The organism is Plectonema cf. radiosum LEGE 06105, from assembly GCF_015207665.1.
Taxonomy (GTDB): Bacteria; Cyanobacteriota; Cyanobacteriia; order Cyanobacteriales; family Nostocaceae; genus Rivularia; species Rivularia radiosa_A.
This window is the reverse complement of sequence record NZ_JADEWL010000049.1, coordinates 1-19368: the sequence shown is the minus strand read 5'-3', so window position 1 is coordinate 19368 and position 19368 is coordinate 1. Positions and strand designations below refer to the sequence as shown.

The window sequence follows — 19368 nt, the reverse complement described above, 5'->3', positions numbered from 1 at the left end:
AGGTTAAAGGTGAGTATAATTCGTAATTCGTAATTCGTAATTCGTAATTAATGCCCCATAAATTGAATTTAGGGGCTTCGTGCATGGCATAATCCACGGATAAATCCGGGGGCTTCGGACCTTAAAAATTTACCCGGTGAATAATTTTGCTTCCTCAATCCAAAATCTAAAATTTAAAATCTAAAATTGAAATGGCTAATATAATTCGCTTAGAAGATATTTTTAAAATTTATGGTAGTGGAGAAACGGAAGTCAAAGCGCTGTGGGATGTGGATCTAACTATAGAAGAAGGCGAATATTGTTCGATTATGGGACCAAGTGGTTCTGGTAAATCTACAGCAATGAATATTATCGGTTGTTTAGACCGTCCCACATCAGGAAAGTATTATTTAGATAACGTAGATGTGGCACAAATGGATGATACCCAATTGGCACATATTCGCAATAAAAAACTAGGTTTTGTCTTTCAACAATTTCACTTATTACAGCAACTCACAGCGTTAGAAAACGTTATGCTACCGATGCTTTATGCTAATGTAGGCAATACTGAAAGACGAGATAGGGCAATTGAAGCGTTAAAACGAGTTGGTTTAGAAAATCGCTTGAATAATAAACCCAATCAACTATCGGGGGGACAACAGCAACGTGTGGCGATCGCCCGTGCTATTGTTAATCGTCCGGTTGTACTCCTAGCCGACGAACCTACCGGCGCTCTTGATTCTCGCACAACTCAAGAAGTATTAGATATTTTTACTGAACTTAATAGTACGGGAATCACAGTGGTAATGGTAACTCATGAACCTGAAGTTGCACGTCAAACACGGCGGATTGTTTGGTTTCGCGATGGTGAAGTTATTCATTCAAATTTAACTGCTGATGATTTGAGTGTTGTTAGTGGTTAGTTGTTAGTTGTTGGTTGTTAAGTTAAGGTTAAAGGCATAATTGGATTTTAGATTTTAGATTTTGGATTGTAGATAATACCTCGCCATGTTAGTTTTAAAGGGTTTGTGGTAAAAAATTAGCTTCTTTGAATCAACAAAATCAATCTTGTTACTATGAGCTTCTGGGACAAAATGCTAACTGTTAACTGTTCAAGTTAGTGCTTTCAATAATGCTTGTAATTTCAGTTGGATTTCTGCAAATTCTTTTTCGGGGTCTGAACCTGGTACAATACCGGCACCCGCATATAGAAGAGATGATTTTGTGTTGCTGTCAATCAGTGCCGAACGAATTCCCACGACAAATTCACAATTACCTTGAGAATCGATCCAACCCAAGGGTGCAGCATATAAACCCCTCTCGAAGCTTTCATAACGGCGAATTTCCATACAGGCAATATCGGGTGCAACTCCGGCTACTGCTGGTGTAGGATGCAGTTTAGCGACTATTTGTAAAGGATGCACGTTGGGGGGAACTTTGGCGATAATTGGTGTCCACAAATGCTGAATATTTGACAATTGTCGCAATCTAGGCGCTAAAACCTGGGGCAATAAACCTAGACTGAATAACCTTTGAGTAATAAAATCAATTACTAGGGAATGCTCGTGTCTTTCTTTTTCGCTGTTGAGTAGGCGATCGGCATTTTTCGCGTCTTCTTGGGGTGTTTTACCTCTCGCAGCACTTCCAGCTAAAGCATCTGCGATTAACTTTTGATTGCGAATCGCAATTAATGTTTCTGGAGAAGCACCGATAAAATTTTGCCCTTTACCGTTACTTGTGGAAAAAATACAGCAGTTGGGATGTAGCTGTCGGAGATTATTTAATGATTTGAATAAGTCGAATGGAGTACTTGATCTAATATTTAAAGCATCCGCTAAAACAATTTTACTATAGTGACCTTTATGAATATTATCTAAAGCTGATAATACTGATTGTTTGAATTTAATTGGTTTAGTAATTGACTTTTTAGTAAATTCTGGTCTGGAATCATCTAAATCAAGAAAATCGGATTTTAATTTGTTGATAGCTGTAATTTTTCGCCACAAATATTCTAAAGTTTCTTCTATATTTAAATCTCCATTCACTAAAATATTTGATATTAATATACAGCGGTCATTTTTCCGAGTAATTTGCCATTTTGGTAAAAAAACCGTAGCCGCAGAAAAAGGATAATCTTGCTGAAAAAAGGTTTCAAAAAAACTAAAGCTACAAAAAAATAGGGGTTTGCTTAAAGAATGGTTTGTATTGCAAAAACTAACTATTTTACTCAAACAATCTTTGATAAAGTTTTCAGCTTGAAAAAAACGTTCTTTACCTTCAAATTGACATTTTGTTACCGCGTCAAGAGCCGCTATCGCCTCTTTTTTGCTGGGATTTTCCCAGTAGAAATTAAGCTCATTAGATTTGGATAGTTTCTGGAAGATAACCAGAGGGTCTACCGAGTCAATTTCTAAAGCAATACTAACTATTTGCGTGTAACTATTCTTAATGCAAAATGCTCGATTATTTGCAATAAATTGGTATAGTCCATTATTATATACAGAAAACTCGGCAGAACATGGTGAAACTGTCATATTTCTAAAAATAGTAAATTTTTTTGAAGTTCTCTTCCTAAAGCATCATGAATCGTGGTCGTATTTCTACAGGTAGCACATTCAGATGCAGTTTTACCAGCTAGCTGAGGAGACACATCGACGCTGATGTTAAAAACCTCCTTAACTTTGAGCGTTTGTAGATTTTACAGTAGCTCTCGCTCTAAATACAGCCCTGTTAGGTAAGGGATGTAGTAAAGAGAGGTTAGTGGTAAAGCAGAGGCTATGATGAATAGGCTTGCTACTTTGTGTTGGTAAACAATTTGGCAATTTTATTGATTGCGAGTGATGACTACAAAGCTGATTTTATATCCCAATAAAAAGTTATGGATGGCGGCGATTAAACCGCCAATGTATAGCGTTGCGATTATGCCCATTTGGGTAGGAACTACTGTTGCTTTTGCTGAAACAAAGGTTCTTCATGCAGCGGTTTTTTGCACGTTTTTAGCTGCGGCAATTTTGATTCTTGTCTGGGAAAATTTGAGTAATGATGTTTTTGATTCCGATACGGGAATTGACATTAATAAACCTCATTCTCTAGTGAGTTTAACAGGCAATAAACAATTGATATTTTGGCTGGGAAATTGCTTTCTAAGTCTAGGATTGTTAGGAATATTAGCAATTAGTTGGTGGCAAAAAGACCTGACTGTAATTGGTATTATTTTACTGTGTTGCTTTTTAGGATATCTTTACCAAGGACCTCCTTTTCGTTTGGGATACCAAGGTTTAGGCGAAATACTCTGCTTTTTTGCTTTTGGTCCTTTGGGAGTATCAGCAGCATATTACAGCCAAACTCAAAGTTGGTCTTTGATGAGTTTAGCTGCTTCGTTAATCGTTGGTATTTCCACAACTTTAGTATTGTTTTGTTCTCACTTTCATCAAGTTAAAGAAGACTTAGCAGCAGGTAAACTTTCACCTATTGTTCGTTTAGGAACTCAAACAGGTTCTCAAGTTTTAAATTGCTTAACCAGCAGTATTTATGTGTCGATATTGATATTTGTATTTTGCGGAATTTTTCCCTTATGGACGCTTTTAAGTTTATTAAGTTTACCTTTCGCTTTACAGTTATGCAATCATGTCGGACAATATCACAATCAACCCCTCAAAGTTAGTAATTCCAAATTCATCGCGATCGCAGTACAATTTTGGTGTTGTTTGTTATTAGGATTGGGTTTTGTTTTGTGAAATTGGTAATTGGTAATTGGTAATGGGTAATTGGTAATTGGTAATGGGTAATTGTCAACTAACTCCAAAATTGTTAGGTGTTTTATAAGTTTGAATTTCATGTTTATCGTCGAAAATTTATTATTCCCTTAAACACGGCTCACGGTATTTGGAAAAATCGGGATGGAATTATTCTTTGTCTGAGTGATGAAATGGGAAAAGTGGGTTGGGGAGAAATTGCTCCTATTAGCTGGTTTGGCTCGGAAACTTTGGAAGAAGCGGTTTCTTTCTGCAAACAATTACCTCAAAAGATTACTCAACAAGATATTTTTTCCATTCCCGAAAAATTACCCGCTTGTCAATTTGGGTTTGAATCAGCACAAGAAATGGTAATACAAAATAATTCTGCTTCTGTGTTTTCTCAAAATTTGACCTATAGCGGATTATTACCTGCTGGAAAAGCTGCTTTAAATCAATGGCAAGAACTATGGGAAAATGGTACAAATACTTTTAAATGGAAAATCGGTGTTTATTCCATCACTGAAGAATTATCTATTTTTGAGTTACTTATTCGAGAATTACCAGCTTTTACAAAACTGCGATTGGATGCGAATGGAGGATTGAGCTATGACGATGCTGAAATTTGGCTGCAAAAATGCGATGATATTGATTTAGAAGTCGAATTCATTGAACAGCCGCTTTCCGTAAATCTGTTTTCACAAATGTTGGAATTGAGTCGTCGTTATAGCACAAAAATAGCTTTAGATGAATCTGTAGCGACAATTAAACAACTTGAAAACTGTTATCAAAAAGGTTGGCGAGAAATTTTTGTCATCAAAGCCGGTATAATTGGTTCTCCATCACGTTTACGCCAATTTTGTTCAACTCATCAAATTGATACTGTATTTTCATCAGTTTTTGAAACATCTATTGCAAGAAAAGCCGCATTATCATTAGCTGTAGAATTATCGCATCAAAAAAGGGCAGTAGGCTTTGGTGTTAATCATTATTTTGCTGAAGATGAGGAAGTGTGTTTGGAACAGTTATGGAAGAAAACTTGAGATATTTTGTAAATAATGACTGTTTAATTTGCGAAGATAATCATTTATTTTGCCAATTAATCAACACATTTTATTTAGATATAATCCAGTTTAAACAAGCATATTCTTTTTTACCAAAAATCATTTTAAATGAACGTGAGCCAGTACGTTTTTTAGCTGGTTTCTTAGCTGCTTGTAAAGCAAATTGTCAGGTATTTTTGTGCAATCCTGATTGGGGAAAACAAGAATGGCAGCAAGTATTCAATTTAATTAAACCTGATATTATTTGGGGAGTAGTGGGAGCATCTTGCTCCCTAGAAAAACCTTGCTCCCTAGAAAAATCTTACTCCCTAGAAAAATCTTACTCCCTAGAAAAATCTTACTCCCTAGAAAAATCCTACTCCCTAGAAAAATCTTACTTTCTAAATAATTCTACTGATAAAAAAGCGGGCAAGATGCCCGCACTACTTGATAATCCTAATCCCCAATTCCCCATTACCGATTCCCCATTTTCACATATAATGATACCTACGGGTGGTTCTGGAGGTAAAATCAAATTTGCCGTACATACCTGGGATACTTTGACAGCTTCGGTAAAAGGATTTCAAAAGTATTTTCAAGTAGAAAAAATAAATTCTTTCTGTGTATTGCCACTATATCATGTTAGTGGTTTAATGCAATTTATGCGCTGTTTTATCACTGGTGGAAAGTTAGTTATTTTAGCTTTTAAAACCCTTGAGAATAGTAAAAAATTGGATAGTAATAATCTAATTAACAACTTGAATTTTTTTATATCTTTAGTTCCTACTCAGTTGGAACGTTTACTAAAAAAATCAGATTTAACTCAGTGGTTGATTAAATTTAAAACTGTACTTTTAGGAGGTGCGCCAGCTTGGGATGAATTATTAGAAAAAGCTCGATTTCATCATATCAGATTAGCCCCTACCTACGGGATGACAGAAACAGCTTCCCAAATTGCTACTTTAAAACCAGATGATTTTCTCAAAGGTAAAGTTGGCTGTGGACAAATTCTTCCCCACGCGAAAGTACAAATTGTTGGAGAGAAAGGAGAGTTTTTAAAAACTAATCAAGTCGGTAAAATTAATATTCAAGCCGAGTCTTTAGCTCTTGGTTACTATCCTCTGAATGGTGAAATACAAAGTTATTTGCAAATAGATGATTTAGGTTTTTTAGACGAAAAAGAGTATTTAAATATTGTCGGAAGAAATAGCGACAAAATAATTACTGGTGGAGAAAAAGTTTATCCCGCAGAAGTTGAAGTCGCAATTAGAGCTACTGGAATGGTGGCTGATGTGTGTGTCATTGGTTTGTTTGATACACATTGGGGACAAGTCGTAACGGCTATTTATGTACCAAATAATTCCACAATTTTAAATGATAATATTAAAGCTTTAATCCAGGAAAAACTTAGTAATTATAAAATTCCTAAATTTTGGATTTCTGTTGATTCATTACCTCGTAATTCTCAAGGTAAAATCAATCGTCAAAAGCTTTATGAAATTGCTGTTTTTACGGAATTATCAATGCAAACTAAAATATAAGGAGACAAAGACGTAGCAGTGCTACGTCTCTACATTATTAACGTAACTTTTCCAAACATTTGACGATTTCTGCTGATAATCCTTTCTTTTGTCTGTTTGTTGCATCAATACAAACATGACGAGTGATTGCTTTTCCAACTAATTTATCATTTATATAAATTTGATAATCAATTTCAAACTGCTCAACACGAATTTTTGAAGGGGTTAAACTAACAAATAATTTATCACCGCAATACATCGGACTCATGAAATCGACATTAGCATGAACGATGGGAAAAGCAGTAGATGGATTTGTAAAAAATTGCTTAATATCAATTCCTAATGATTCTAACGCTGCTTCGTAAGCTTCGTGACATATACTCAAAACATTCGCAAAGTAGACAACCCCAGCAGCATCGGTATCTTGAAAGCGAATTGTGCGATTATAAGTAAAAGACATTGAAAAAGGTTAAAGGTTAAAGGTTAAAGGTTAAAGGTTAAAGGTTAAAGGTTAGGAGTTACAAAAATAAAATTATTTCCTATTTCCAATTACCCATTACCCATTACCCATTACCAATTATAAATATCATCAGAATTTGGATTAAGATAAGGACGTTCTAAATCAACTAATTTACAAGCAAAATGCTGATGAATGATGTCTACTTTTTCTGAGGGTGAATCAATACCTTTTTCCCATGCTGTAAATAAAGCGTTAGCGAGAATTTGACAACGATTTACACCGAAACTTTGTTTGTTAAGGGGTTTTTCTACTGGTTGTTCAGCTAAACTTAATCCTGGTGCTAAAAATTTAGTAAATAACGGTATTTCTGATTGAAAATAAGATTGATGTTCTGTGTAAATATTTTTAAGTAATTTTTGTATAATCGGATATTCTTGACGCTGAAAATTAAGTATCCCCGAATCATAACGATCGCAACCTAAAGGATGATGGGGAACTTGGAAACTGAAGGGTATTTCCGCAGCGTTAAATTGCCGTGTTATGCTATCCATTAAAGCAATGGCACCTCCGGAATTTAAGTTGAAAAATAGACTAGTATTTCCTGAATCGTTCAAGTTATTTGATAAGTCATTTTGGTATTTTTGACCTAAGTTACTAACTGCTAAATAGAAGCCGTTATTTAAACGGTTTTTTGGTAATCGGATAGCAATTAAATCATTAACTTTAATCGTGGAAATGTTTGATTCTAAATGATTTTCCTCTACGTGTAATGTCAAACCACCTTTAGTTACAGCCAAACTTCCATCAGGTTCAATTCGTAATATCTGCCAATCGCGATCGCAATAACCCGTACCATGATTATGTTCATGTAACTGATTGTAAAATTGCCAATCGATTTCAAATACACAATTGTTTTCTAAATCTTGATGTAATAATAGGTTGGGATTACCAATATTTGCTGCTAATACACTTTGTAAAGAATTATTGTAATAAATACCGTACAGAAAGTTTCGCAGTAATAAAGTCAGGTATTTGTCTTGTAATACTTTGGAACTTTTTTCCAGTGTTTCTACCATCAAAGCAGGTAAAATAAAAGGTTGATATTCCGGATGAATAATACAAAAATTAGGTTCTAATTTTATTTTAGTAACAATATCGAAGAAAGTATTTGATAGCGAATTTGTATTAGAAGTTATCATGATGATTTTATATGTATTTATCTATGAATAGTAAATGATGAAAAATAAATGCAACCCTTCACAGAAAAGAAAAGTTAACAGCAACCATTTTTGATAGATTACTGTTAACTATGAAATTTCAACGAACCAACCTCGGATTAAATTATAAATTTTAGAATGATAATCCAAAATCTAAAATCTAAAATCCAAAATTGATTTGACTAACATCCACGCAAGCGGGTTTTTTCGTAATAAAGAGGAATTAAATTGTTTTCCCTTTCAGCCGCATTAATTTTGGCAGATTGTAGAAAAGGTTTGAGAATTTGGAATTCTGATTTACCAAAAATGTCCATTACATATTCGGGGGTTCTGATTAAGATATTTTTGGCGAATTCCAGAGTAACTAAACTAGTATGATGTAAGTTTTGCTGGCTCTTAATCTGACTCTGAATTTGATTTATCAGCGCTAAACCAGCAAACTTGACAATCGACTGGATGAAATCTTTACGATACTCTAAAATCATTGGGAAAGCTTTCAGATAAGCTTCAGTTAAAGCCAACATCGAAGGTTGAAGAATCTCCAGCGGAATAGCCGCTAATTCCAAAGATTCCTCTAATTCCAAAGTTGAATCTACGACTAAACTCGATAACCAAATTTTCAAGTAACCCGCTAGCAGAATTCCCAAATCGTAAGCAGGATCTCCCCAAGCACAGGCTTCCCAATCAATCAACTTAACTTCTGCATTATCCAACTGCTGCCAACGAGAATGTACTAAAATGTTTTCTAGTTTTAAATCGTTATGAGTTAAACAACAAGGATTAAATGAAGACGCTAAATCGGCGATCGCGGATTCTAAAATGTCATCACGCTGATAACTAGAGTAAAACACCAGCCCCGTACTGCTGACTTTGCCAAAAATCTCAGGTTCAAGAAAATCTATGCCCTGTGCCGGATTAAAATACTGATAGCGAATCTGCCCAGCTGGAGCAGTAGCCATAAAATCACGGTACTTTTGACGTTTAAAAGTGGCACGATGCAGTGCTGCTAAGGTATCGCCAATCGAACTTGCTAACTCTGGAGGAAAGTATAAGTTCTGCCTGTAATAGCTTTCCAGCCCTCGGTATTCCCAAAGGTAGTTACGCACGAGAATCGAGTTTTCCTCGTCGTAATGTACTAATTGTGGAGATAACGCACTTGTATTGCCGAGAACTGGAAAAGATTCAAGCAATTGGTGAAACAGCCATTCATTAAAGAATTCATGGGGGATACCATTGACATCTTGGGCTAGTTCTTGTTTAACCAAAAGCTTGCGATTTGAACCCAAAGTAACCAGTATATTTAAATTCTTACGGCTACTACTGTGTGGCAAATCTGCATCGGCGGTTGCGCCATCTTCTGAGCTACTCAGATCCGCTTCTTGCAGATACTGGATAACGTTTTGAGAAGATAGTGAAAATTTCATTTATGTCTTACTTCCTTAGATTCCTTTAAAATCAGCTTTTTTTTGGTTTTGGCTGGAATAATGACAGCATTCCCCAACTAAGCCCGTTTTTCAGAGAATCTCAACAAAATTAGGATGAGTACTCTCTATTCATATCGGATTTTACTGAGAAAAACCTGCCAAAATGCCAATTAGTTCTTTACTATTGCTTCAAGTTTCACTTTCATTGCACGGTGAAATCTTTAATATTAATTCAAATTTTTACTTCCGCGAATATAGATATTTGTGCTTTAACCTTTTAATGGCTGTTCTTTTCCCAAGATTCCTTTTTTGAACAGTCAGCAGATTCACAAACATTAATATAATTATCTCTTACAACAGCTAACACTCACACAGTACAAGAACTTTTATCTGCTTTCCGGAAGAATACAATTATTTTTCTTTACTCGTAGTGTAATAATTACCTTGTCAAACTATCAACAATCCTAATCAACCCAAATTCTACGTAAAACCCTTAGTTCTCTCAGAGAACATTTAACGAAATATTTAAATATTTTTCTCTTACGCAACATTTCTACACAATATCTCCGCAGCGAATTGCTTAAAATTTAAAAGTTTAATGAATATAGAAATAATTCTTAATAAACAAAGTTGAAAATCGTGGAAACTTGTTTTTTGAAAGACTCCTGGATATTGGCTATTTTTCTACAAATTAAATATTTATAATAATTGGCAATAATAGGTTAAAGGTCAAAGGTTAAAGTTCAGAGGTTTAAGCTCAAAGGCATTCATGCATTCATGCAACTGTCAACTGTCAACTGTCCACTGTCAACTGTCAACTAACTTATGAATAATCAAACAATTATTGCCCAGGTTCAATTTCTCCAGCGTCAAGCAGCTTCTCTGTTACTTTACCAATCTGTATTTGAAGGGGAAGTAGGTAAAGCATTTCTTAATTTATTGCAAACAATACGTTATCCCAATGCTGAAGCGCGGGATTGTCTTCAAGCTTACGGCTATTTCTTCAAAACTTTGGCACTTCATAATCAAAATTGGGAAGAATATTTGATTTGTCAAATTTTAGTAGACGAGAATCCTTTCAGCACTCAAGCCCAATTAGAATTAGAAAGTTTACCTCCGGCTTTAATTGCAGCAGCAAAACACGATTTACAAGCTTTGCAAAGCTTCCATGAATGCAGTGTTGCTTGTCTAAGTGAATGGGTGCAGTCTATAGCCCGTCTACCGATATTGCCAATTGTATGGTATGTAGAACAGCAGAAAACAGAAGCGAACGAACAATTACCACTGATAGAGAAATTGAGAATTTTGCCAGATTGGTGTGACGCTGTGCAAGACTTAACAGCATTTTATCGAAATTACGGCACGGGTATTTTTGCTGAATATAAAGCTTTCCGCTGGCAACAGGGTGAGTTTATTGGTATCCGCCACCCCGATCCAGTAAAATTACATGAATTGGTGAGTTATGAATCTCAAAAACAAACTTTAGTCAAAAATACGGAATTTTTATTATCAGGACAGCTGGCGCTGCACGTTTTACTTTACGGTAGTCGTGGTAGTGGGAAATCTTCCTTAGTAAAAGCTTTATTAAATGAATACGCTCACCTAAATTTACGCTTGATAGAAGTTGCCAAATCTGAATTAAAGGATTTACCACAAATTGTCGAGCTTTTATGGAATAAACCACAAAAATTTATCGTCTTTGTTGATGACTTATCCTTTGAGGATTCCGACGACACTTTTAAAGCATTCAAAGTCGTCTTAGAAGGAAGTTTAACAGCGCGATCGCAAAATGTGGTAGTTTACGCAACTTCAAATCGTCGTCACTTAATTCGGGAGTTTTTTGCGGACAGACCCCGACCCAAAGATTCTGATGAAGTCAATGCTTGGGATACCGTACAGGAAAAGCTTTCATTTAGCGATCGCTTTGGTTTGACATTAACTTTTGAACCTGCTTCTCAAAATGCTTATTTACAAATTGTGCAACATCTGGTAAAAATATCTAACATCGAAATTAGTACAGAAGAACTAAATTATCAAGCTTTACAATGGGCAACTCGTCATAATGGACGTTCCGGAAGAACTGCAAGACAATTTGTAGATTTTTTAAAAGCTGAAAAAACAATTTAAGTAGCTGTGCCAACATTTAATTTAACATTTCGGGGTAGGGAGTAGAAAGTAGGGAGTAGGGAATATATAACTGAGTAGTAAATAATCAAGGCTTAACTACTTATGAGAACTAAAAATAACAGGTAACTTTCATACTCTCTACTCCCGAAGCAACTACTCCCCATTTTTGTAATAATCTTTTTAGGTAGATATATTGACTTATTAGTTAAATTTTTATACTCATATTGAAGTTGTATTAGTAAAACAATTGCATCAGGGTTCTTAAAGTCCGGATGTGAATAGTGATACAGCGGCAACATATTTTGATAAATGAATTATGCTAAAAACAAGCAATATGCACGACTCTATGGTCAGCAATCGATTTATTATAGGTATAGTTGCCTTTGGGGTGAGTTTCGGGCTAACTTTAGTGTTCACCTGGAATTTTTATAGTGCGATTTTCACGGGCATCATAACTATACTTGCTACATATACAGCGACATTTATCGTAGATAAACGACGTAGAAATTATGAATCATTAGTTTTAGATTCTTTTGTAAAACGAATTAAAGAACTGGAAAAAATCCAACATGGTATGACAGTAGAAGTTGCTCAGTTAGAAAGTCATCGTCGCAATTTAGTTACTGAGTCAAATCAACTACAAAACCAAATTGGCGATCGCCGTAATCAAAGAGATTCGGTAAATCGAGAATTAAGCACTTTTGCGCTTCAGAAAAAACAATTAGAGTCGGAAGTCATCTATCTACAGAATGAAATCAAAAATATCGAGAAATTGAAAGAAGAAGCAAATAACGCTTTTGCGAATATTTCAGCAGAAAAACGACGTTTGGAGTTAAATTGTAATGTCTCGAAAGCTGAAATAACCCAATTACACGCTACAATTGGCGAACTTCTTCAAGAAAAAGAAGAATTAGAAAATAATTTAACTTTGCTCTCAAGACTCAAACCGCAGTTAGAAGAGAAATTATATGAGTTGCGAGTGCAGCTTCAAGAATTAGAAAGTGAAGAGAAAAAGCAAAAAGAAGTATTATTTAGTAATAACGAGCAACAAGAAAGATTAGAAAATAAATTAAAGTTATTGAAAAGCCAAAAAGTAGAAGAAAAAAATATTTTAGAACAATTACAAGGACAAATTTCGTTACTCCAAGAAGAAAGGGACTTGTTACAAAATCAAGTTTGGGAATTATTGCAACAATTAGAAAACTTGAATCAGCAGCCATCATTTATTGAAGTAGGACAGTCAGAAACAGAAGAGTTTCCTTTTGCTGATTTAGTTGAAAGTATATCGATTGAGCCAGAAGAAGGAGCAGAGAATACATCATCCGAATTAGCCAAAGAATGGACGGATTTTCTACACAATTTACCCCTACATGAAATTCAGGTATTAAAAGCAGTATTAGAACAAGATAATCCTAATAGTGTGATTAAAAAGATAGCCGAAGAAAATATTACCATGCCAAACTTATTAATTGATGCCATCAACGGACGTGCTAAAGATGCCATTGGTGAATTAATAATTGCAACTGCTGATGATATTCCCCAAATTTATCAGGAACATCAGCAAAATGTTCAGAAATTAATTGCGATGTCCGAAAAAATTAAAAAAAAACACGCTTCATCTAATTAAGATTGCTGAAATTATTTTAATTACTATAAATCATTTTATAATTCATCTTGTTTTATATTAATCTTGAAACAGATAAATAATGTAGAGAGGGGGCGTATTGCTACCTCTCCAATATTTTGAGTTTACTACTAGCGATATGCTATATAGTAGCTAGCAGCATAAAATTATGGGAATAATTCAAAACTCCCAAAATCCAAAATCAATAATCCCAAATCCAAAATCGAATGACAAAGCCAAAAATATCTAAAAAAGTATCTACAGCTTTGATAAACTCTTTAGGTGCGGGGGTAGTACCCAGAGTTGGATTAGAACATATAGCAGTAGGTAGGGAAAAAGAATTAAATAGCCTGTTACAAAACATCGAAGATGTTGCACAAGGAGTTGCAGCATTTAGATTTGTAATTGGTAATTATGGTTCCGGTAAAAGCTTTATACTGCAACTTATTCGTAATCGAGCCATGGAATTGGGTTTTGTTGTTACTGATGCCGATTTATCTGATAAAAGACGATTAGCAGGAACTAATAATGAAGGTTTGGCTACTTATCGAGAATTAATGAGTCGTCTAGCAACAAAAACTCGTCCCGATGGTGGTGCTTTGGTTTCTATTTTGGAAGGATGGATTAATAAAATCCAGCAGGAAGTAGTTAAAGAAACTGAGATGCGTCCAAATGACCAAGGTTTTGACGACAAAGTAGAAACCAAAATTAGAGAAGTAGTTCAGTATATCGAAGATTTAGTCCACGGGTTTGATTTTGGTAGCGTAATTGTTGCTTATTGGAGAGGATATTGTTTGGATGATGATGATTTGAAAAATGCAGCATTGCGGTGGTTAAGAGGAGAATTTAATACCAAAACAGAAGCCAGAATAGCTTTAGGAGTACGAGTAATTATTGATGATGAAAGTTGGTATGACTACCTGAAGTTATGGGCTAAATTTGTTGCTGAAATTGGCTATAAAGGACTTTTAGTTTTATTAGATGAAGCGGTGCATTTATATCAAATTTCACCTACAGTCAGTCGGGAGAAAAACTATAACAGACTGTTAGGAATTTTCAACGATACAATGCAGTGTAAAGCCGAACATTTAGGCGTACTTATTGGCGGAACGGTAAAGTTTTTAGAAGACCCCAATCGTGGTTTATTTTCTGATTCAGCTTGGCGAAGACGTACTAAAGAAAGTCGTTTTGTCGCCAAAGCAGGAGTACAAGAATTTAACGGTCCTGTAATGAGATTGAATCCTTTAAGTCAATCAGAAGTCTTAAGCTTATTAGAGAATTTAGCTGATATTCACGCTCTTAACTACAATTATAAAAAAGCTTTGACTAACAACGATTTAAAAGAATTTGTCCAAGAAATTATTAACCGTTTAGGGGCTGAAGCTTTACTTACTCCTGGCGAAATTGTTCGCGACTTTATCAGTATATTGAATATTTTGCATCAAAATCCCCAGATTACTTTAGGCAAGATAATTCATGATTCAGAATTTCAACCTACTAAATTAGGCGCAAATACAGAAGTTGATGAAGATAATGTTGCTGAATTTACTTTGTAAATAGTGCATCAGGCATTGAAAAGTATTTTTTCACACAAAAATATCAAATAAATTGGTTTGCTGTAAACTTTATTTATATCTATAGCAAAATAGCATTTTATTGTATAACTTAATAGATTGAAATCAAATAATTCAAATATTTTTTATTAAATAAGAGAGTGAAATTAAACCAATGCGCCTGTAAGCTTTAATTAATTTGGGAAAAAGGTTAAATACTTCATACTCATACCTTGGATTTCTCACAAGTAAGTGGTAAGCGTTAAGTGGGGGATTGATTTTCCCACTACTCACTAATCACTACTACTTCCAACTTCCTTCTTGTTTGTGAGAAATGGGGGATACCCATTCCCAAAGCCCCATTCCCATATATTTTATAACTCGTAATCTCTATGCAACTTGTTCACGGCTTACATTTTAGGAACCTGCGCGGGGATTTATTTGGTGGTTTGACTGCTGCAATTGTTGCTTTACCATTAGCTTTAGCGTTTGGGGTTTCAGTATCACCGGATGATGGAGCGATTATGGGGCTGTACGGTGCTGTTTTTATTGGTTTTTTTGCAGCATTGTTCGGTGGAACTCCAGCGCAAATTTCCGGTCCCACAGGCCCGATGACGGTAGTAATGGCGACAGTGTTTAGTACCCTCGTTAATAAAAATCCAGAGACGGGTTTAGGGATGGCTTTTACCGTGGTGATGTTGGGGGGAATATTTCAAATTCTTTTTGGAGTGTTGCGTCTAGGGAAATATATCACCTTAATGCCTTATACGGTTATTTCCGGCTTTATGTCGGGAATTGGATTTATTATCTTATTTCTCCAAATCGGGCCATTTTTCGGACATCCAGGTTCTGCAAATGTAATTCAATCGCTGCAAAATCTTTCTAAGTATGTAAATAATCCCAACCCGGTAGCAACAGGTTTGGGTGCTTTAACGCTAATTATAGTATTTGGTTCTCCTACAAAAGTAAATCGGATTATTCCCGCACCTTTATTAGCCTTGGTTGTTTGTACACTGATTTCCGTTTTTGTATTTCCCGATAGCGGTATCCCAATCATCGGCAAGATTCCCACAGGTTTACCCAAGTTGCAATTACCGTTATTTGAGTTAGACCAAATCCGGGACATGGTAGGTTATGGTTTAATGCTGGGAATTTTAGGCTCTATCGACTCGCTGTTAACCTCCTTAGTTGCGGACAATATTACCCGTACAACTCATGATTCCGATAAAGAATTAATCGGGCAGGGAATTGGCAACTTATTCGTCGGTTTATTCGGAGGATTACCGGGTGCAGGTGCAACAATGCGAACCGTTGTTAACGTTCGCGCTGGAGGAAAAACTCCGATTTCGGGGATGGTTCACGCTTTAGTGCTGTTAGTAATTGTTCTAGGTGCAGGGAAATTAACCGAAAATATTCCAAATGCAGTCTTAGCGGGTATTTTAATCAAAGTTGGTATCGATATTATCGATTGGAGTTTTCTTAAACGCGCCCATATGATATCAATGCGGGCAACTGGGTTAATGTATGGGGTATTATTTCTCACAGTTTTTGTTGATTTAATTACTGCTGTCGCGGTGGGAGTATTTTGTGCTAATTTATTAACTCTCAAGCGTTTATCCGATTTACAAGCCAAAGAAGTTCAAGCAGTAACAATTCCTAACGAGAATAATCACAAATTGCGTTTGAGTAGTCGAGAAGAAGAGATTTTAAAGCAAGCCAAAGGTCGGATTTTATTATTTCATCTTAGTGGTCCGATGAGTTTTGGTGCAGCAAAAGCCATCTCGCAGCAAATGTCAATTATAGAAAATTATGATATTTTAATTTTGGAATTAAGCGAAGTACCTTATGTTGGTGTAACTGCTAGTTTAGCTATAGAAAACATGGTTAAAGAAGCCTACGAAAATCGACGAACAGTATATCTTGTCGGAGCTAGCGGTATAGTAGAAGATAGATTATTACGCTTGAAAATCTTGCGACGAGTACTAGAACAAAATCCAATAGATACACGTTTAGAAGCTTTAGAAAAAGGGATAGTTCTTATTAGTCAGCGTCAGGGACATTAGAGTAATGGTTAGTTATTTAAATTTAGTTTAATAAAGTTTAATTCCGTATATAATCTTTATTAATAGCAGCATTTTCTATCTGATTACGAAATATATCAAGCATTGCAATAACTTCTTTGTGTAACTCTATCTCCTGGAGGAGCATGATTGAAACGTTCCCCGCCTCAACGTGAGAAATGAACTTAATTTTGTCCAACTACTTAACTTCTTTCAAATTTGACGAAGGTATTGTTTGAGAAACCCCGTTTCTCAATTCTCATAGATAATTTATTACTGCTATAACAGTTATATGTACTCGAAGTACTCGAAAAATAGTTGATTCGAGTTTATACCGCTTTGTTGTTTTACAATGCTGTGTAAGTAATTGGACTAAGCAACGGTAGAAGTTTTTTATAAGAATATATGAAAAGCGAAATGTTAGGTTCCCGTTATTCTATCCAAGAGCAACTGGGGAAAAAACCTGGAAGATACACGTATTTAGCGCTAGATAATCAAACTCAAAATTTAGTTGTCGTCAAGTTACTCAAGCTTGATAATGATTTTGAGTGGGATAGTTTGAAGCTGTTTGAGAGAGAAGCGCAAATCTTACAAAATCTTTCTCATCGAGCGATTCCCCAATATCTCGACTTTTTTGAGGTTGATTCACCCGATAGTAAAGGTTTTGCTTTAGTTCAAAGTTACATTGATGCGAAATCTCTTGAAGAACAAGTTAAAACTGGACGTACTTTTAAGGAAGCAGAGTTAAAAGAAATTGCCGAAAAGCTGTTACATATTTTAATTTATTTACACGATCGCAATCCTGCGATTATTCACCGTGATATCAAACCCAGCAATATTTTACTGACAAACCGTTCCGGAAATAGCGTCGGTGAGGTTTATTTGGTTGATTTTGGTTCGGTACAAAATATTACCGCTGTTGAAGGTGGTACTTTAACCGTTGTGGGAACTTATGGTTATATGTCACCAGAACATTTTGGTGGCCGTGCTGTCCCTACTTCTGATTTATACAGTTTGGGAGCAACTTTAATTTATCTAGCAACTGGAATCCATCCAGCAGATTTACCTCAAAAAGATTTACAAATTCAGTTTGAAAATAAAACACAATTAAGTCAGCATTTTACTAATTGGTTGAGAAAGGTATTAGAACCAAGTCAAGAAAAACGATTCAATTCGGCTCAAGTAGCTTTAGAAGCTTTACAAAAATCCGAGGAATTTAATCAAAGTCTTTCCAGTCGTTTTTCAATTAAACCAGTTGATACCAATATTTTACTTAAGAAAAATGATGAGAAAATTGAAATTATCCAACCAGGAACGGGATTCAACTTATTTAATTTCTTTGGTGGATTAATTTATAATGTGTTGCCCATAATCTTTATACCATTCCTTTGGTGGTTGATATTTATACCAGGGCTAGGTTGGATAGTACTATTTTTTGCAGCTAGGTCATTCTTTTCCAGATGGAAAAGTTGGCTTTTTACTCTTTTTGGCACAACAAGGTTACGTATAAATAGAAAAACTATTTCTTTAAGCTATGAAATTTTCGGTTTGAAATTTAAAAAACCTAGCCCATCTGCTCGCGAACACATAATCAAATTAGAATATATTAATTCTTATATTAAAGATACAAAAAATTCCGGAAATCTTACACGCAAAAACGAAGTTCCACCAGCAATCATAATTTGGGCTGGGAATAAAAAATATCAACTGACTGGAATTACTGAAACAGAGCTTGATTGGCTAATAAATGAGCTCAGTGATTGGTTAGAATTACCCGTTCAAAATCGAATTCTACCCGTAATTGGGCAGAATGATTCTTAACTAACCTTGGCAACCACATCGGGATTATTTGCCAAACGTCCATCTTCCATGTATATAATTCTGTCAGCAATATCAAGAATGCGGTTATCATGAGTAACTAGCAAAATTGTACAACCTTTCTCTTTGGCAAGACTCTGCATTAATTCCACCACATCACGACCGGATTTTTTATCTAATGCTGCTGTCGGCTCGTCAGCAAGGACTATTTTCGGTTCGGCGACTAAAGCACGTGCGATCGCAACTCTTTGTTTTTGTCCTCCTGATAGGTCATCGGGGTAATAATTTACACGGTCTCCTAATCCTACTGCTTCGAGCATTTCAATGGAACGTTTTTTCATTTGTGCTGGAGAAATACCTTTGTGTACTTCCAAACCCATTCTCACGTTTTGCAAAGCTGTTAAACTACCGTGTAAGTTGTGCGCTTGGAAGATATAACCATTACTGCGTCTTGCTTGTGTTAATTTAAACGCACTAGCACCGCATAACTCTTGTCCCAATACGTGTAAACTACCAGATTGAGCAGAGCGCAAACCTCCCGCTAAGGTTAACAGTGTAGTTTTACCAGAACCCGAAGGTCCCGTCATAATGATAATTTCACCAGCATTGATTTCTAAATTGATATCAAATAATACTTGTTTGCGGAGTTTTCCTTTACCAAAAAAATGGTCAAGATTTTCAATAGAAATTACAGAAGACATGAGAATAGGTTAAAGGTTAAAGGTTAAAGGTTAAAGGTTATAGGTTAAAGGTTAAAGGTTGACAGTTGATAGTTGATGGTGGTTAGTTAATGGTTGACAGTTCTTATT

At 35.4% G+C, this 19368-nt stretch carries 14 protein-coding genes; 9 read left to right on the top strand and 5 right to left on the bottom strand.

The window, feature by feature from the left end:
* Nucleotides 1–191 precede the first annotated feature (191 nt).
* Nucleotides 192–902 carry an ABC transporter ATP-binding protein gene (locus tag IQ247_RS15635; RefSeq protein ID WP_228059781.1) on the top strand — a complete coding sequence of 237 codons (711 nt, stop codon included), beginning with the start codon at nt 192–194 and terminating at the stop codon, nt 900–902.
* A gap of 189 nt (nt 903–1091) precedes the next feature.
* Here the strand turns inward: IQ247_RS15635 and IQ247_RS15630 are convergent, their stop codons facing one another.
* Entirely contained in the window at nt 1092–2513 is a 1422-nt protein-coding gene (locus IQ247_RS15630; RefSeq protein WP_193921488.1) for an isochorismate synthase, read from the bottom strand.
* A gap of 306 nt (nt 2514–2819) precedes the next feature.
* Here IQ247_RS15630 and menA point away from each other — a divergent pair, with 306 nt between their 5' ends.
* The 3 genes from menA to IQ247_RS15615 all read left to right on the top strand — a co-directional run bounded on the left by menA (nt 2820) and on the right by IQ247_RS15615 (nt 6297).
* On the top strand, nt 2820–3716 hold the full coding sequence (menA, locus tag IQ247_RS15625) for a 2-carboxy-1,4-naphthoquinone phytyltransferase (protein WP_193921487.1): 897 nt from the start codon (nt 2820–2822) through the stop codon (nt 3714–3716).
* Nucleotides 3717–3793: 77 nt separating this feature from the next.
* A complete protein-coding gene (locus IQ247_RS15620; protein ID WP_193921486.1) occupies nt 3794–4756 on the top strand; it encodes an o-succinylbenzoate synthase in 963 nt (320 codons plus the stop codon).
* Nucleotides 4726–6297: a 2-succinylbenzoate--CoA ligase gene (locus IQ247_RS15615; protein ID WP_322745511.1), complete on the top strand. Its 1572-nt coding sequence runs from the start codon at nt 4726–4728 to the stop codon at nt 6295–6297. Before IQ247_RS15620 ends, IQ247_RS15615 begins: the two co-directional genes overlap by 31 nt.
* A gap of 37 nt (nt 6298–6334) precedes the next feature.
* Here the strand turns inward: IQ247_RS15615 and IQ247_RS15610 are convergent, their stop codons facing one another.
* From IQ247_RS15610 to IQ247_RS15600, 3 genes are all read right to left on the bottom strand, one after another.
* A complete protein-coding gene (locus tag IQ247_RS15610) occupies nt 6335–6736 on the bottom strand; it encodes an acyl-CoA thioesterase (protein ID WP_193921482.1) in 402 nt (133 codons plus the stop codon).
* A gap of 110 nt (nt 6737–6846) precedes the next feature.
* Nucleotides 6847–7935: a T3SS effector HopA1 family protein gene (locus IQ247_RS15605; RefSeq protein WP_193921480.1), complete on the bottom strand. Its 1089-nt coding sequence runs from the start codon at nt 7933–7935 to the stop codon at nt 6847–6849.
* 200 nt (nt 7936–8135) lie between these two features.
* On the bottom strand, nt 8136–9377 hold the full coding sequence (locus tag IQ247_RS15600) for a phosphotransferase family protein (RefSeq protein ID WP_193921479.1): 1242 nt from the start codon (nt 9375–9377) through the stop codon (nt 8136–8138).
* A gap of 825 nt (nt 9378–10202) precedes the next feature.
* On the opposite strand from IQ247_RS15600, the gene IQ247_RS15595 reads away from it, so the two are divergent.
* The 5 genes from IQ247_RS15595 (at nt 10203) to IQ247_RS15575 (ending at nt 18562) form a co-directional block, all read left to right on the top strand.
* Nucleotides 10203–11504, top strand: a complete 1302-nt coding sequence (locus IQ247_RS15595) for an ATP-binding protein (protein ID WP_193921477.1) — start codon at nt 10203–10205, stop codon at nt 11502–11504.
* 316 nt (nt 11505–11820) lie between these two features.
* Complete coding sequence (locus IQ247_RS15590) at nt 11821–13131, top strand: tellurite resistance TerB C-terminal domain-containing protein (protein ID WP_228059780.1); 1311 nt, start codon at nt 11821–11823, stop codon at nt 13129–13131.
* Between the two features lie 224 nt (nt 13132–13355).
* Nucleotides 13356–14684, top strand: coding sequence for an ATP-binding protein (locus tag IQ247_RS15585; RefSeq protein WP_193921474.1), 1329 nt, complete (start codon nt 13356–13358; stop codon nt 14682–14684).
* Between the two features lie 389 nt (nt 14685–15073).
* Nucleotides 15074–16744, top strand: coding sequence for a SulP family inorganic anion transporter (locus tag IQ247_RS15580; RefSeq protein WP_193921472.1), 1671 nt, complete (start codon nt 15074–15076; stop codon nt 16742–16744).
* Nucleotides 16745–17146: 402 nt separating this feature from the next.
* Nucleotides 17147–18562, top strand: a complete 1416-nt coding sequence (locus IQ247_RS15575; protein ID WP_193921470.1) for a serine/threonine protein kinase — start codon at nt 17147–17149, stop codon at nt 18560–18562.
* Here IQ247_RS15575 and IQ247_RS15570 read toward each other — a convergent pair.
* A complete protein-coding gene (locus tag IQ247_RS15570) occupies nt 18559–19260 on the bottom strand; it encodes a DevA family ABC transporter ATP-binding protein (protein WP_193921468.1) in 702 nt (233 codons plus the stop codon). The genes IQ247_RS15575 and IQ247_RS15570 overlap by 4 nt on opposite strands.
* Between the last annotated feature and the right edge of the window lie 108 nt (nt 19261–19368).